This is a genomic window from Ensifer adhaerens, from assembly GCF_002007205.1.
In the GTDB taxonomy this organism is placed as follows: Bacteria; Pseudomonadota; Alphaproteobacteria; order Rhizobiales; family Rhizobiaceae; genus Ensifer; species Ensifer adhaerens_D.
The window spans coordinates 1-14606 of sequence record NZ_LAZS01000006.1 but is presented as its reverse complement, the minus strand read 5'-3'; the positions used below and the strand labels follow the sequence as shown (position 1 = coordinate 14606).

The window sequence follows — 14606 nt, the reverse complement described above, 5'->3', positions numbered from 1 at the left end:
ACAAGGTGGAGTGAGGCATTGTGCGCGGTCGTTGCGCACCGTCCGCTCCGGCCAAAGGGAGTCGGCATGCAGGAACAGGTGCAGAAGTGCTGGGCGATCGAGACGACGCCGATCCGTCCGGCGACACAAGCCGACGCCAAAACAGCGCTTTCGGTCTTGAAGGATATGGCCAAGGGCCATGACAGGGTCGCAAGCCTTCTTGCGTCCGAAACGCCGTTCAAGACCTTCATCGTCTCTGCCTTTGCCCTTTCCCCCTTCCTGCGCGACACCGGCGGCAGCCGCCCGGCCATTCTCGAAGAGCTCCTGTCGACCGATCTTGCGACCTTCCTGGCCGAACGGGTGCGCCGCGCCCGCGACGCCTGGAAGCCGAACGAGGGCGGCGCGGCCTTGGCCGATACCGAGATCATGGCGCGGCTCAGAAGGGCCAAGCGCGAGCTTGCCTTCGCCGTCGCTCTCGCCGATCTCTCCCGCCATTTCGACGGGCGCGAAACCACGCGCTGGCTCAGCGAATTTGCAGGCGCTGCCGTCTCCGCGACCATCGATCACCTGCTACTGAGCGCCCATGAAGGCGGCAAGCTGAACGTCAAGGACGTTGCAAACCCCAGCGCGGGTTCAGGTGTCGTCGTGCTCGGCATGGGCAAGCTCGGCGCCTTCGAGCTCAACTACTCCTCCGACATCGACCTCGTCGTCTTCTACGATCCGCAATCCGGCATCATCGTCGATCGAGACGACGCGTCGGAGACTTTCGGGCGGCTGCTGCGCCGCCTGATCCGTATCCTGCAGGAGCGGTCCGGCGACGGCTATGTCTTTCGCACCGACCTGCGCTTGCGGCCGGATCCGGGCTCCACCCCGCTTGCGATCCCGGTGGAGGCAGCCATGCTCTATTACGAGGGCAGGGGGCAGAACTGGGAGCGCGCGGCCTTCATCAAGGCGCGGCCGGTTGCCGGCGACATCGAGGCCGGCGAGCGGTTCCTCAGGGAACTAGTCCCCTTCGTTTTCCGCAAGTATCTCGATTATGCGGCGATTGCCGACATTCATTCGATCAAGCGCCAGATCCACGCCCACAAAGGGCATGGCGAGATCGCGGTCAAGGGCCACAACATCAAGCTCGGCCGCGGCGGCATTCGCGAGATCGAGTTCTTCGTCCAGACCCAGCAACTGATCGCCGGCGGCCGCATGCCGGAACTGCGCCAGCGCGCGACCGAGCCGATGCTGCGCGCGCTCGTCGAGGCCGGCTGGATCGACGAGGAGACGGCCGACGAACTCGTCGAGGCCTATTGGTTCCTGCGCGATGTCGAGCACCGGATCCAGATGGTGCGCGACGAGCAGACCCATGTCCTGCCCGAGACCGAGGCGGAGCTGAAACGCATCGCCTACATGCTCGGCTTCGAGGATACCACTGCCTTTTCGAAGGCGCTTTCTCGCGTGCTGAAAACGGTCGAGCGCCGCTATGCCCAGCTCTTCGAACAGGAAGCCAAGCTTTCGACCGAGACCGGCAACCTCGTCTTCACCGGCCAGCGCGACGATCCCGACACGCTGGAGACGCTGAAGAAGCTCGGCTTCCAACGGCCGTCGGATATCTCCCATACGATCCGCACCTGGCACTATGGCCGCTATCGCGCGACGCAGTCGGTGGAGGCGCGCGAGCGGCTGACCGAGCTGACGCCGGAGCTGTTGCGTGTTTTCGGTGAGAGCCGTCGCGCCGACGAGGCGCTGCTGCGTTTCGACAATTTCATCTCCGGCCTGCCGGCGGGCATCCAGCTCTTCTCGCTGCTCGGAAACAATCCGGGCCTCTTATCGCTGATCGTCAACGTCATGTCGTCGGCCCCAAGGCTTGCCGAAATCATCGCTGCGCGCCCGCACGTCTTCGACGGCATGCTCGATCCCGGCCTGCTTGCCGAACTGCCGACGCGGGACTATCTCGCGCCGCGCATCGCTAACTTCGTCGGTGGCGCGCGGCATTATGAGGAGGTGCTCGACCGCCTGCGCATCATCGCCGCCGAGCAGCGCTTCCTGATCGGCATCCGGCTTTTGACGGGCGCGATCTCCGGTGCTCAGGCTGGCCGCGCCTTTACCGATCTCGCCGATCTCATCATCGCCGCGGCGGTAAAGGCGGTCGAGGACGAAGTTCGTTCGGCGCATGGCGATTTCCCCGGAGGTCGTATAGCCGTCGTCGGCATGGGCAAGCTCGGCAGCCACGAACTGACCGCTGGCTCCGACGTCGATCTGATCCTGCTTTACGACTACGACGAGGCGGCAACCGAATCCGACGGCGCCAAGCCGCTCGATCCGACCCGCTACTTCACGCGGGTGACGCAGCGCCTGATCGCGGCCCTTTCGGCGCCGACTGCCGAAGGCATTCTCTTCGAGGTCGACATGCGCCTGCGTCCCTCGGGCAACAAAGGGCCGGTCGCGACCAGGATCAACGCCTTTGCCAAGTACCAGCGCGAAGAGGCCTGGACCTGGGAGCACCTGGCCCTGACGCGGGCACGCTGCATCTGCGGCGACGACAGGCTGATCGCCGAGGCTAATGCGATCTTCGCCGAAATCCTCGGGCGCAAGCGCGATATCGTCAGGGTCAGCGCCGACGTGATCTCCATGCGCGAGATGATCGACAGCGAGAAGCCGCCGAGCGATATCTGGGACTTCAAGCTGATACCGGGCGGTCTCGTCGATATCGAGTTCATCAGCCAGTATCTGGCGCTCGTCGCGCCTGCGAAGGGCGTTCAGCCGCTGATCGCCGGCACCAATACCGGCGACGCGCTGAAGCTGCTCGGCGATGCGCTGATGAACCCGAACGATCTCGATGTCACTCTCGAAGCGCTGCACCTCTTTACTGAGTTGTCCCAGATCGTGCGGCTTTGCATCGAGGGTGAGTTCGAGCCGAAGGAGGCGCCGGCGGGCCTGATCGATCTCGTCTGCCGGGCGGGGGACTATCCGGACCTGAAGACACTGGAGGGAGACGTCCGCAGGCTCTCTAAGGCGGTGCGCCGCGTCTTCCAGTCGGTTGTCTCGGGATTAGTCCTGTCACCAAACGTCAGGTGCGGTCCGGAATCCTGACCGAGATGATCGTGCCGACGTTTTCGGTCGAGTGAATTTTCATGCTGCCGCCATGCAGGCGGGTGAGCGAGCGCGAGATTGCAAGCCCGAGCCCCGATCCGCCTTTGCTCTTGGCATACTGGCTCTGCACTTGCTCGAAGGGCTGGCCGATCTTCTGCAACGCGTCGCGTGGGATGCCGATGCCGGAATCGGCGATCGTCAGCGTCACCGCGCCCGTCACCTTGCGCGCGCGCAGCGAGATCCGCCCGCCCTCATTGGTGAACTTGACCGCATTGGACAGGAGATTGAGCAGCACCTGCTTCATGGCGCGGCGATCGGCGACCATGGTGAGGCCGGAGGAGATCTGCTGCACCACGTGGATGTTCTTCTGCTCCGCGGGAATGGTGGTGAAGCGCAGCGTCTCTTCGATGAGAGGCGCGAGATCGATCGTCTCGCGGCTGATGCGCATGTGGCCGGCTTCGATCTTCGACATGTCGAGAATGTCGTTGATGACGTTGAGCAGATGCTTGCCGCTCTCGTGGATGTCGCGGGAATATTCGTTGTACTTTTCCGAGCCGAGCGGGCCGAACATCTGGTTCTGCAGAATTTCCGAAAAACCGAGGATGGCGTTGAGCGGGGTTCTCAGCTCATGCGACATGTTCGCGAGGAACTCCGACTTGGCGCGGTTGGCAGCCTCGGCGCGGTCCTTTTCCGCCTGGTAGTTGGAGTTGGCGACCGAAAGCTCGGTCTTCTGCCGCTCCAGCGTCATGCGCGACGCCGAAAGGTCGCCGATCGTCGCCATCAGTCGCCGTTCGGATTCGCGCAAGCGCACCTGGTGACGCTTCAGAAGCGTGATGTCGGTGCCGACGGAGACAAGGCCACCGTCGCGCGTACGGCGCTCGTTGATCTGCAGCCAGCGTTCGTCGGCGAGCTGGACCTCGCTCGTCTGCGACTGATTGCTGTGGTCGGGGTCGGCGATCCGCCGCTCGACGACAGGACGCGCGGCAGCGCCTTGTACGGCGATGCGCTCGGTGCCGGGAACGAGCACGTGATCGGGAAGCTTGTAGGCGTCCTGGAAGTGGGTGTTGCACATGACCAGGCGGTCGTGCTTGTCCCAGAGCACAAAGGCCTCGGAGGTACATTCGATCGCGTCGGCGAGCCGCTGGTCCGCCTCGGCGTAGCGCTGGGCGAGCCGGTGCTGTTCGGTGACATCCATGGCGATGCCGATCAGGTGCGCGCGACCGGATGCGGTGCGGATGATTTCGGCGCGGGCGCGCAGCCACACATAGTGGCCGTCCGCGTGCCGCATGCGAAACACCTGGTCGATCTGGCGCGCATCACCGCGCGCGATCGTGCGGGCCACGCTGTAGATGCCGTGGTCGTCAGGGTGCATCAGCCGCGCGGCGTCGCCAAAGGAAAGCACGCTGCTTTCGCCGGGCATGCCGAGCATTTCGTACATCGAGCGCGACCAGAACAGCCGCCGGTTGGCGAGGTCGAAGTCCCAGAGGCCGCAGCGGCCGCGCGACAGCGCCGTCTCCACCCGGAGATTGGATTCGGCAAAGACCGAATCGGCGTCGCGAGCGCGCTTGGCCTGGATGTAATAGGCGTAGAGCACCATCAGCAGGATCGCCGAGATGCCGGCAAACAGCGTGACGTTCAGCGAAACCTCGTCTCGCCAGGTCGTTTCGAGCTGGGTGACCGGCGTTGCCGCCAGCACGACGCCAGCCGCGTCCGGCAGCTGCGCCAGCGCCACGATGTGGTCGGCGCCCGCGATCGCGGTCTTCATGACGCTCGAATGTTCGCCGAAATATTGCAGCGTCGCGATGTCAGGCGCGGCCGCGGCGAGCGTGCGGCCGATGAGCGGGCCACCGCCTTGCGTGCTTGCAAAGATCCGCCCGTCCTTGCGCACCGCGAGGATGAATGTGCCGGGATCGAGCATGCCGGTCGGCAGAAACTGGCTGAAGCGTTGCTCCGCTTCGGCACGACGGCCCTCGTCGAACAGTGCGACACCGTCCGTCTGGAAGGCGGCGACGGCGATCGCGGCCGCAAGACCGACGGTCTGGCGCGAGCTTTCCTCCATGCGGGCGTGCTCGTCCATGATGCTGGACATGCGCGAAACCGCCACGATGATCAGGAACGCGATGATCAGGATCGGGATGGAGCGCTTGAGAACGGGCTCCGCGTTTGCCAGGCGGCGTGAAGCCGGCCCGGCAAAGATCTTCGCCTGCGAGATAAACTCCTGCTCCAGGCCGGCAATGCCCGGAAGCTTGAGTCGCAACCGCCCGTCGGCTGCGCTCGCTGGTCGCGCGTCCGCCATCTTTCCCAATTCTTAAAACCCTCTGATGATTCGGCGCGCCGCTCGCCCGAATCTGACTCAATGAATCACAGGGCGATTCGCCTTGTCCAGAGGCACTGGTAAAGATTTGTTAACCAATTCTTATCGTTGGAAAATAATAGGCCGGGTCGCGCTACAGCGCCGCGCGTCTAGTCAGACGCGCGAAGGTCGCTGTAACGCTTTGATTTGCTGCATGTCTTTTCCCTTAAATCGGGGACGATTTAAGGAGACATGCATTCGCGGCCCGGCCTCAAGATAAATCAGGCTTTTACGGCGCTCAGGCCTTGAGCATACGCTCGACGATGTCGCCGACGTCGGCCGAAAGCTTCGACGCGCCGGCGATCTCCTTCAGCGCCTTGCGGGCATGCCCGGCGCGCTTGTCCTCCAGCGAACGCCAGGAGCGCATGGAGGTCAGGATGCGGGCCGCAAGCTGCGGATTGCGCGGGTCGATGTCGAGGATCTGGCGCGCCAGGAAACGGTAACCTTCGCCGTCTGCACGGTTGAAACCGGTCGGGTTGGCAAAGGCATAGGTGCCCACAAGCGAGCGCACGCGGTTCGGATTGTTGCCGTTGAAGAGCGGCTCGGCCATCAGCGCCTTGACCCGATCGAGCGTTTGAGCGCCAGGGATCGTCGCCTGGACCGCAAACCACTTGTCGATGACGAGTGCGTTGTCGGCGAAGCGCTTGCGGAAGGTCGAAAGAGCCTCGGCCGCCTCGGCCGAATCCGGGAAGCGGTGGGCCAGCAGCGCCAGCGCATGGCTGAGGTCGGTCATGTTGTTGGCTGCGGCGAAAGCCTTGGCCGCACGCTCGGGCCCTTCATCGCCCTGCACGAGATAGGTGAGCGCGCTGTTGCGCAGCGCCCGGCGCCCCGCACTTGCCGCATCCGGGCTGAAGTCGCCGCTGGAGACGAGTTCGTCGGTGAGCGTGAGGAAGGTATCGCGACCGGCGGCGGCAACGGCCGTCAGAATCTGCTGACGTGCAGCGTGGATCGCGTCCGGATCGTTGTTGGTGCCGATCTCGCGGGCGATATCGGATTCGCTCGGCAGAGCCAGCGCCTGCGAACGGAAGGCCGGCTCCAGGCTGTTGTCGGCGGCGGCCCGGATCAGGCCGTCGATCAGCGCCTTGTCTGTGGTGACCGGCTTGCCAGTGCGGACATTCGCCGTCGCCTCGACGAGATTGGTAAGTGCAATGGCGTTGAGCGCCTGCCAGCGGGCAAAGAGGTCGCTTTCGTGATGCGCGATCAGCGCGAGATCGTCGGCGCTCTGCTCGATATGCAGGTTGATCGGCGCGGAGAAGCTGCGGTTGAACGACGGAACCGGCCGCGACGGGATACCGGAGAAGACGATCGTCTGCTTGCGCTCTGTCAGATGCAGGACGTCGTCGGTTATGTCGGCGCCGGAAACGGCGGTAGGCGCGGCCTCACCGCCGCCTTCGAGCAGCAGGCCCATCTTGAGCGGAATGTGCATCGCCTCCTTGGCGCCCTGTCCGGGTGTGGCCGGCACGGTCTGTTCGAGCGCGAGCGTAAAGGTCTGCTTGGCCGCGTCATAGGCGCCCGAAGCGGTCACCAGCGGCGTTCCGGCCTGATGATACCAGAGCGCGAACTGGCGAAGGTCTCGGCCGCTCGCCGCCTCGAAGCAGGCGACGAAATCCTCGATCGTCACCGCCTGACCGTCATGCCGGTCGAAATAGAGATCCATGCCCTTCTTGAACAGATCGCGGCCAAGGATGGTGGCGATCATGCGGGTGACTTCCGATCCCTTCTCGTAGACCGTCGTCGTGTAGAAGTTGTTGATTTCGCGATACTTCGTCGGCCGCACCGGGTGGGCGAGGGGGCCCGCGTCCTCGGGGAACTGCTCCGACTTCAGGTGCCGCACCTCGGCAATTCTCTTGACCGGGCGCGAACGCATGTCGGCGGAGAATTCGTGGTCGCGGTAAACGGTCAGGCCTTCCTTCAGGCAGAGCTGGAACCAGTCGCGGCAGGTGATGCGGTTGCCGGTCCAGTTGTGGAAGTACTCGTGCGCGATGATCGCCTCGATGTTGGCGTAGTCGGTATCGGTCGCCGTTTCCGGATCGGCGAGCACGTACTTGTCATTGAAAACGTTGAGGCCCTTGTTCTCCATGGCGCCCATGTTGAAGTCGGACACGGCGACGATCATGAAGATGTCGAGGTCGTATTCGCGACCGAAAGCCTCTTCGTCCCACCTCATCGAGCGCTTGAGCGCATCCATGGCATAGGAGGCGCGTGCCTCCTTGCCATGTTCGACGTAGATCTTCAACGCGACTTCCCGGCCGGACATCGTGGTGAACGTGTCCTCGACAACACCGAGATCGCCGGCAACCAGCGCGAAGAGATAGCTCGGCTTCGGATGCGGATCGAACCAGGCGGCGAAGTGACGGCCATCGCCCATGTCCGCGCCGCCGAGATAATTACCGTTCGAAAGCAGGAGCGGAGCGGACTTCTTGTCGGCGATGATGTTGACCGTGTAGACGGCAAGGACGTCGGGACGATCGGGGAAATAGGTGATGCGGCGGAAGCCCTCGGCCTCGCACTGCGTGCAATAGACATCGTTGGTGCGGTAGAGACCCATCAGCTGCGTATTGGTCTCGGGCGAGAGCAGCGTGGTGATGGTGATTTCGAACGGAGCGGTTTCGGGCAGACCGCGGATCGTCAGCGTATCGTCGGCGACATCAAAGAGCGACGTCGCAAGCTCTTCCTGGTCGAGCAGCAGGCCGGTCATCGTCAGCTCGTCGCCGTCGAGCACGAGCGGTGCTGCGCCGTCGATGCCTTCGCGGCGGTGGAAGATCAGCCGGGCTTCGACCTTGGTCTCCTTCGGGTCGAGCTCGAAGGTCAGATCCACTCTCTCCAGAACGAAATCGGTCGGCCGGTAGTCTTCCAGATGAATGATCTGGCCAGTATTTGTCCGCATGGTCAGTCCCGCTTGCACCGTTCTACTGGAGAATTTGTAGAGGGCGCCTGTGATGGTGAAAAGGCCAAGGGGCGAAAAGCTGGATTGTGCCACACGATTGTGATGCCGGCGACCGCACTTCCGGCAGAAAAGACATGGCGTCCGTTATTCTTCCCGCTCCCCTATCGGACCGATGTGTATCGAAGTGGGACTAACAAGACATGAATTGGAAAGGATTTTTTCGGGGCAGCTAAAGAAAAGCCTGGCGTCCTACTGTCGAAGGCCGATCGATCAAGAAAAAACGTCATTCATCACGAAGTTTGATCCGACTTTCCCGCCAAGCGTCGCTAAAGTGACCAAATCCTGTGGCGGTTCTCTCCGCTGAAAAAATCTCCCAAACCAGCCCTCGTGTCTGCTGATTGCCGGCGGAGGCTGTTCGAAAAGTGCCCTCAATGAATGCGGAACTCGAAAGCCCGATGAAGGGGATCCTGTTCAAGGTCCTTTCCGTCGTCATTTTCGTTTGCATGTCGACGCTGATCAAGGCGGCCGGAAGCGAGATCGCCACCGGCCAGATCACCTTCTACCGCTCGGCCTTCGCCATGGTGCCGATCCTTGGCTATCTCGCCTTCCGCGGACAGTTGCGCGATGCCTTCAAGACGAAGGACTTCACCGGTCACATCGCCCGCGGCTTCGTCGGCATTCTCGCGATGAGCTTCGGTTTCTACGGGCTGGTGCATCTGCCGCTGCCGGAAGCGATCGCCATCGGCTATGCCATGCCGTTGATTGCCGTCGCCTTCGCAGCGTTTTTCCTCGGCGAGACGGTGCGGCTCTATCGCTGGTCGGCAGTGGTCATCGGACTGGTCGGGGTGATGATCATTACCTGGCCGCGGCTGACACTCTTCCGCGAAGGCGGCTTCGGTTCGCTGGAGGCGCTGGGCGCTGCGGCGGTTCTGATTTCGGCGGCCCTCGGCGCGGTGGCCATGGTACTGGTGCGAAAACTCGTCAAGAATGAGCGCACCCATACGATCGTGCTCTATTTCTCGCTGTCGGCCTCGGTCTTTTCGCTCGCGACGCTGCCCTTCGGTTGGCCGTCGATCTCGCGCGAGGCCTTTCTGCTGTTGATGCTCGCTGGCTTCTGCGGCGGGGTCGCGCAGATCCTTTTGACCGAAAGCTATCGCCATGCCGACATGTCGACGATCGCGCCGTTCGAATATACTTCGATCGTGCTCGGCCTGATCATCGGCTACTTCCTGTTCGACGACATTCCGACCGCCACCATGCTGATGGGCACCGCCATCGTCGTCGGCGCCGGCATCTTCATCATCTTCCGCGAGCATCGGCTTGGCCTGGAGCGCAGAGGCGCTCGCAAGCACGTGACGCCGCAGGGGTGAGCCCCGCCTTTACGGCTTGGCCTTCTCCCAGGCCGGCACCGTGTCGTCGTCGATCAGCGGCTCCTGGGCCATCTGCTGGGCGACGGGGCTCGTCACATCGGGCCCGGGCGTCGGCATCACGCTCGTTGCCTGGAAGTCGGTCTTTGTGACCAGGCCCTTGTGCTGCTCACGCTGCAGGATGCGCCAGGCGGCGTAGCCGCCATAGAGAGCGAAATAGACGGCAAGAACGAGGAACAGCGCCGACGGGCCGAAGCGGTCCATGACCGGACCGACCATCAGCGGACCGGAAATCGTGCCAAGCCCATAGGTGATCATCAGGCCGGAGGACGTCTCGACATATTCGTTCGGTTTGGCGAGGTCGTTCGCATGCGCGACGTTCAGCGCGTAAATGGGGAAGAGCACCGACCCGACGAAGGCGGCGATGACGTAGAGCACCGCCGGCTGGCTGCCGATCGATGCCGACATCACCAGGCATGAGACGACGCCGACGATGCCGCAGCCGACCATGACGATGCGCCGGTCGATCTTGTCGGAGAGGCGGCCGATCGGGATCTGCGAAATGGCGCTGCCGGTCAAAAGCGAGGCGAGCAGGGTTGCGCCTTCGGCGGTGGAAAGGCCGATCTTCTGCGTGAAGACGCCGCCGAGGTTCAGCCATGCGCCCGAGAGCGCGCCGGCGAGAAAACCACCGACGACGGCGACGGGCGAGCGGCGGAATAGGGCGGGGATGTCGAACTTCGCCTGTGCCGGTGGCGCCGGCATGGGGGAAGAGGAGAGTGCCGTCGGCAGCAGCGCCAGCGAGAACAGCACGCTGCAGAGCATGAATAGCGACGTGTTGGTCGGGTCGCCGATTGGCACCATGTATTGTCCGCCGATCGTGCCGACCATCGTCGTGATCAGGTAGAGGGAAAACAGAAGGCCGCGGTTTTCGTTGGTGACGCGCTCGTTGAGCCAGCTTTCGATGACGAGATAACTGCCGGAGATGGCGAACCCGGCAATGGCGCGGAAGACGATCCAGGCGCGCCAGTCGACGATGAGTCCGCAGAGCAGGATCGCGATCGACAACAGCGTGATCAGTGCGGTGAAGACGCGCACATGGCCGACCCGGAGCACGAATTTGGGGGTGACGACGCAGGACAGCGTAAAGCCGACCGTATAGCCGGTGGCGATGACCGAGACCGTCAGCGTCGACCAGTCCTCGGCGACGGAGCGCACCGGGATCACATAGCTCTGAAGGCCGAAGGCGACCATCATGAGCAGGGTCGAGACCATCAGGCTGAAGACGGAAGCGAGGCTGGCCAGCATTGGCGCTCCTGGAAACGTGGCGCTTCGTCATCTATGCGATGACGAGCAAACGCAGGTGGAGCGAGGAACGGTCTGGCAGGGACCGGATGAGCCTGACACTCCTTAGTCGGGACGAGTGTGGCTCTATCCAGTTTTTTGCGCCCTGTCGATTGCGACAGGCGATGGCAAAAAGGCGGTGCGTTTGCCGTCAGGCAAGGGTCAGTTCGGCAGCAGCGGGCTCACGGCCGTGCGGTGGGCGCGGCGTGCGTCTTTCTTGGTGCTGAGAACGGTGTACTCGCGCGAGGCGCGCACGGCCGTGCCGATGTCGGAGATCGAATCGAACAGGACCTTGAGGCTTGCAATCGGCTTGGTCATGGTTTCGTTCCTTTCTTCGTTGTCGGTTGTGCACGCGACACGCAAAGCCGCGTATCGCGTGGGGATCAGCGCTGGATGAAATCGGCGAAAATCTGCGCCGGACGGGTGGTCCGGGCAAGGCCGATCGCGGTCATCTGCTCGTTGGCTGCCGTGCCGAAGCGGTTGAACGGCGTCCGGTAAGCAGCGCCGGTGTGGCGGAGCGTCTCAAAGCTGCTGTGGATCGGACGAAAGCGGGCAGTCATGGTTCAATTCCTTAGATTCCATTCCTCCCGTGCCAGTATATTGCAATGCAACATCGCATTTTGCAATGCGTCAAAATGCGCCGCTGATATGCGCAAACCGCATGGCTTTCTTCATTCTTTGTTCATGAAACGGGCAGGCGGAAAGGAGGGCTGTCCAGGCAAAGGCCCGCCTTGCGGATCAGCCGTTGATCCGGGCCTTGAAGGCAAGCAGGTCCTGCCAGGCGAAGCGCTTGTTGACCGGCGCGGTCACTAGGTCTTGCGGATGCAGGGTGGCAAGGGTCGCCACCGTGATGCCGCCGATCGGAAGCTCTCGCCATTCGCCGCGAAGCTGGTGGATCGTGTCGTTGCCGCCAAGGAAAAAGCGGGCGGTGAAATTACCGAGCAGCAGCAGGTGCTTGGGCTCGGCAAGTGCGACCTGGCGTTCGATGAAGGGGCGGCAGATATCGGCTTCGCGCGCCGTCGGCACCCGGTTGCCCGGTGGCCGCCAGGGCACGACATTGCTCAGCAGCACATTGTCGCGGGTAAGGCCGATGCCGGCCAGCATCCGGGTGAGCATGTCGCCGAGGCGCCCGGCAAAGGGCTGGCCGTCGCGATCGTCGTCGGCATAGGGCATCGGGCCGACGATCATGACGCCGCTTGCCGGATCGCCCTCGGCAAAAACCAGGTTGCGGGCGCTGTTCCGGAGATTGCAGCCGGCAAAACCCTCCATCGCCACCCGCAATTCTGCGAGCGAGCGTGCCGATTCGGCGGCAAAGCGTGCTTCCTCGATCGCCTGGGCGTCCGGAATGGCGACGGCGGGGGCGCTTGCCTTGGGAAGGGTAGCGCGAACGTCCCGGGATTGTGCCGGAGCGGCCGGTGCCGTTGCCTGACGGGCAGCCGGCTGCGATGGTGTTTCCGCTCGGCCGCTGGCCGCTGAGGCGCGCCCGTTTCCGCGCGCCGCCTTCATGGCCTCGAATTCGGCAAAGCGGTCGACGGCCTCCTCTTCCAGCAGCCATTCGACGCCGGCATCGCCGTGGAAGGCGAGGAGGGCAGCAAGCTCGGCCGGGGAGAGGTCGTGGGCGGAAATCATAACAGCCAACCTAGCCCATATGCCGCCGGACCGGAACCGCTTTTCCGGCCCGCGACATTGCTATCCAAGGTCATGGATGACGGTGAGGCTCAGGCGGCGTTCGCCGTCCAGTGGGCGATGTCGTCGTGCTCGCCGATCAGTGCCAGGCCATGGGCGATGGACAGCAGTTCGCCGCCACTCTCGATACGGCTTGCATCGAACCGGCGTTCGAAGATCGAGCGCACCGCCGGGACGAAGGAAGTGCCGCCGGTGAGGAAGACCTTGTCGATGGTCTCCGGCGCGGTAGAGGTCGACTGCAGCACGTCGTCGAGCGCGCCTTCGATGCGCGCGATCTCCGGCGCGATCCAGCCTTCGAAATCGCTGCGGCGAACGGTTCGGCGCGACATTTCGCCGAGCGGGGCGAAATAGAACTCGGTCTCGTCCTGTTTTGACAGTTGCATCTTGGTTGCCGAGATCGCGTTGTAGAGCGGATAGCCTTCGTCATGCTCGATCAGATCGACGAAGGCCTCGAGCTTTTCCGGCTCCAGGCTCTGGCGCACGAGCTTCTTCAGATCGGTGAAATCTTTCAATGTCTTGAAGATCGAAAGCTGATTCCAGCGGCCGAAATTCGCATAGTAGTTCGATGGCACTTCAAGCAGTTTGTCGAAGCTCTTGAACAGACTCCCCTTTCCGATCAGCGGCGAGACGACGTTGTCGATGATGCGGAAATCGAAGTGATCGCCGGCGATACCGACGCCCGAATGGCCGATCGGGGTTGCGGTCAGCCGCCCGGCCTTGGTCTCGAAGCGGATCAGCGAATAGTCGGTGGTGCCGCCGCCGAAGTCGGCGACGAGAACCGTCGCATCCTGCTTGAGGTTCTGGGCAAAGTAGAAGGCCGCTGCCACGGGCTCGTAGACATAGTGCACTTCCGGGAAGCCGAATTCGGAGAGGGCGGCGCCATAGCGTTCAAGCGCCAGCGCCGGATCGGGGCTGGAACCTGCAAAGTGCACCGGGCGGCCGACGACGATGCGGCTGTATTGGTCTGTCCAGCCGTCGCCGGCATAGTCGCGCAGCTTGGTCAGGAACACCCGCATCAGATCCTCGAAGCTGTGGCGCTTGGCAAAGACCTGCGTGCCCTGGAAGAGGGGGCTTGCCGCAAAGGTCTTGATCGACTGCAGGAAGCGACAGTCGCCCGGATTGTCGATGAAGGCCCGGATTGCTGCCTGGCCCGCCTCGACCTTCAGCGCCTGGGCGCCGAGATGGGCATCCTTCATGAAGGAGAGGGCCGTCCGCATGGCGTCCGTCGAACCGGCGAGGCTGTCGAACTGCATCGAATGGGTGGTGTCGCCGGCCGCGACTGCCAGGACGGAATTGGTCGTGCCGAAATCAAAGCCCAGTGCCTTGGCCATGGGTGTCTCTCCTTGCGTCTGGCGTCGCTTCGCCGCCCGGTGTGAGGCCGGTGGCGCGCAACGCAACTTGAATTCTTTAGAGCCGCCGTCCAGTGCGGAGGCAGCCGGTACCGCGACGACAAAAGGCACGCCGTCCGGCGCCGAAAGGCGCCTTGCCGAGTGCCGATTGCGAATGGGGTGTGCCGGCGCGTGCCGCCGGTGGGGCGGCGGCCTCGTCGCACGGCTCTTCGGCAAAAGCAAGGCCGCACGCTCAATAGCGTCGTCGCGCGACAAATTGATGTATTTACGTTTACGTACACGTCATATAGACATTTGCCCTAAAGTCATGACCTCATGCGCAAAAGCGGGCATCGTCTGTCGCATCCCGGCTCGACAAGCCAAACTGCATTTGCCATGACGGGATGATATGTCCTGGGAACTGAGCCGGCAGAAGACCGGTGAGACTGGAGAGACGGTATGACCGAGCAAGACCTGCCCGAACGCGAGAGCATGGAGTTCGACGTTGTGATCGTCGGTGCGGGACCGGCCGGTCTGGCGGCGGCGATCCGGTTGAAGCAGGTCAATCCGGAGCTGTCGGTGGT

The 14606-nt window shown here is 63.2% G+C and carries 10 protein-coding genes; 3 read left to right on the top strand and 7 right to left on the bottom strand.

Annotated elements, in window-relative coordinates; genetic code table 11:
- Positions 1 to 66 precede the first annotated feature (66 nt).
- The gene (locus XB14_RS12700) at positions 67 to 3060 is read left to right on the top strand and encodes a bifunctional [glutamine synthetase] adenylyltransferase/[glutamine synthetase]-adenylyl-L-tyrosine phosphorylase (protein WP_077961990.1); all 2994 of its coding nucleotides are present in this window, start codon (positions 67 to 69) and stop codon (positions 3058 to 3060) included.
- On the opposite strand, the gene XB14_RS12695 is transcribed toward XB14_RS12700, so the two are convergent.
- Both XB14_RS12695 and pepN read right to left on the bottom strand, forming a co-directional pair.
- Positions 3038 to 5365 (bottom strand): PAS domain-containing sensor histidine kinase, encoded by a 2328-nt coding sequence (locus tag XB14_RS12695; RefSeq protein WP_077961989.1) that lies wholly within the window; start codon positions 5363 to 5365, stop codon positions 3038 to 3040. The two genes, XB14_RS12700 and XB14_RS12695, sit on opposite strands and share 23 nt — an antisense overlap.
- A gap of 286 nt (positions 5366 to 5651) precedes the next feature.
- On the bottom strand, positions 5652 to 8300 hold the full coding sequence (gene pepN / locus XB14_RS12690; RefSeq protein ID WP_077961988.1) for an aminopeptidase N: 2649 nt from the start codon (positions 8298 to 8300) through the stop codon (positions 5652 to 5654).
- A 431-nt stretch (positions 8301 to 8731) separates the two neighbouring features.
- Here pepN and XB14_RS12685 point away from each other — a divergent pair, with 431 nt between their 5' ends.
- Positions 8732 to 9670: a DMT family transporter gene (locus tag XB14_RS12685; RefSeq protein ID WP_077961987.1), complete on the top strand. Its 939-nt coding sequence runs from the start codon at positions 8732 to 8734 to the stop codon at positions 9668 to 9670.
- A 9-nt stretch (positions 9671 to 9679) separates the two neighbouring features.
- On the opposite strand, the gene XB14_RS12680 is transcribed toward XB14_RS12685, so the two are convergent.
- The 5 genes from XB14_RS12680 to XB14_RS12670 form a co-directional block, all read right to left on the bottom strand.
- The gene (locus tag XB14_RS12680) at positions 9680 to 10972 is read right to left on the bottom strand and encodes an MFS transporter (protein WP_077961986.1); all 1293 of its coding nucleotides are present in this window, start codon (positions 10970 to 10972) and stop codon (positions 9680 to 9682) included.
- Positions 10973 to 11170: 198 nt separating this feature from the next.
- The gene (locus tag XB14_RS32650; protein ID WP_143348369.1) at positions 11171 to 11326 is read right to left on the bottom strand and encodes a hypothetical protein; all 156 of its coding nucleotides are present in this window, start codon (positions 11324 to 11326) and stop codon (positions 11171 to 11173) included.
- Positions 11327 to 11391: 65 nt separating this feature from the next.
- Entirely contained in the window at positions 11392 to 11568 is a 177-nt protein-coding gene (locus tag XB14_RS32645; protein ID WP_089043882.1) for a hypothetical protein, read from the bottom strand.
- Positions 11569 to 11746: 178 nt separating this feature from the next.
- Positions 11747 to 12637, bottom strand: coding sequence for a uracil-DNA glycosylase (locus XB14_RS12675; protein WP_077962898.1), 891 nt, complete (start codon positions 12635 to 12637; stop codon positions 11747 to 11749).
- 89 nt (positions 12638 to 12726) lie between these two features.
- The gene (locus XB14_RS12670) at positions 12727 to 14025 is read right to left on the bottom strand and encodes an Hsp70 family protein (RefSeq protein ID WP_077961985.1); all 1299 of its coding nucleotides are present in this window, start codon (positions 14023 to 14025) and stop codon (positions 12727 to 12729) included.
- A gap of 456 nt (positions 14026 to 14481) precedes the next feature.
- Here XB14_RS12670 and XB14_RS32640 point away from each other — a divergent pair.
- On the top strand, positions 14482 to 14606 hold a 125-nt coding region (locus tag XB14_RS32640; RefSeq protein ID WP_143348368.1), incomplete at its 3' end, for an FAD-dependent oxidoreductase.

Bases quoted from the DNA above. Each gene is read 5' to 3' on its own strand.
- XB14_RS12700 (WP_077961990.1), top strand. From the start codon at position 67: ATGCAGGAACAGGTGCAGAAGTGCTGGGCGATCGAGACGACGCCGATC.
- XB14_RS12670 (WP_077961985.1), bottom strand. From the start codon at position 14,025: ATGGCCAAGGCACTGGGCTTTGATTTCGGCACGACCAATTCCGTCCTG.
- XB14_RS12680 (WP_077961986.1), bottom strand. From the start codon at position 10,972: ATGCTGGCCAGCCTCGCTTCCGTCTTCAGCCTGATGGTCTCGACCCTG.
- XB14_RS12685 (WP_077961987.1), top strand. From the start codon at position 8,732: ATGAATGCGGAACTCGAAAGCCCGATGAAGGGGATCCTGTTCAAGGTC.
- XB14_RS12675 (WP_077962898.1), bottom strand. From the start codon at position 12,637: ATGATTTCCGCCCACGACCTCTCCCCGGCCGAGCTTGCTGCCCTCCTC.
- XB14_RS32645 (WP_089043882.1), bottom strand. From the start codon at position 11,568: ATGACTGCCCGCTTTCGTCCGATCCACAGCAGCTTTGAGACGCTCCGC.
- pepN (WP_077961988.1), bottom strand. From the start codon at position 8,300: ATGCGGACAAATACTGGCCAGATCATTCATCTGGAAGACTACCGGCCG.
- XB14_RS32650 (WP_143348369.1), bottom strand. From the start codon at position 11,326: ATGACCAAGCCGATTGCAAGCCTCAAGGTCCTGTTCGATTCGATCTCC.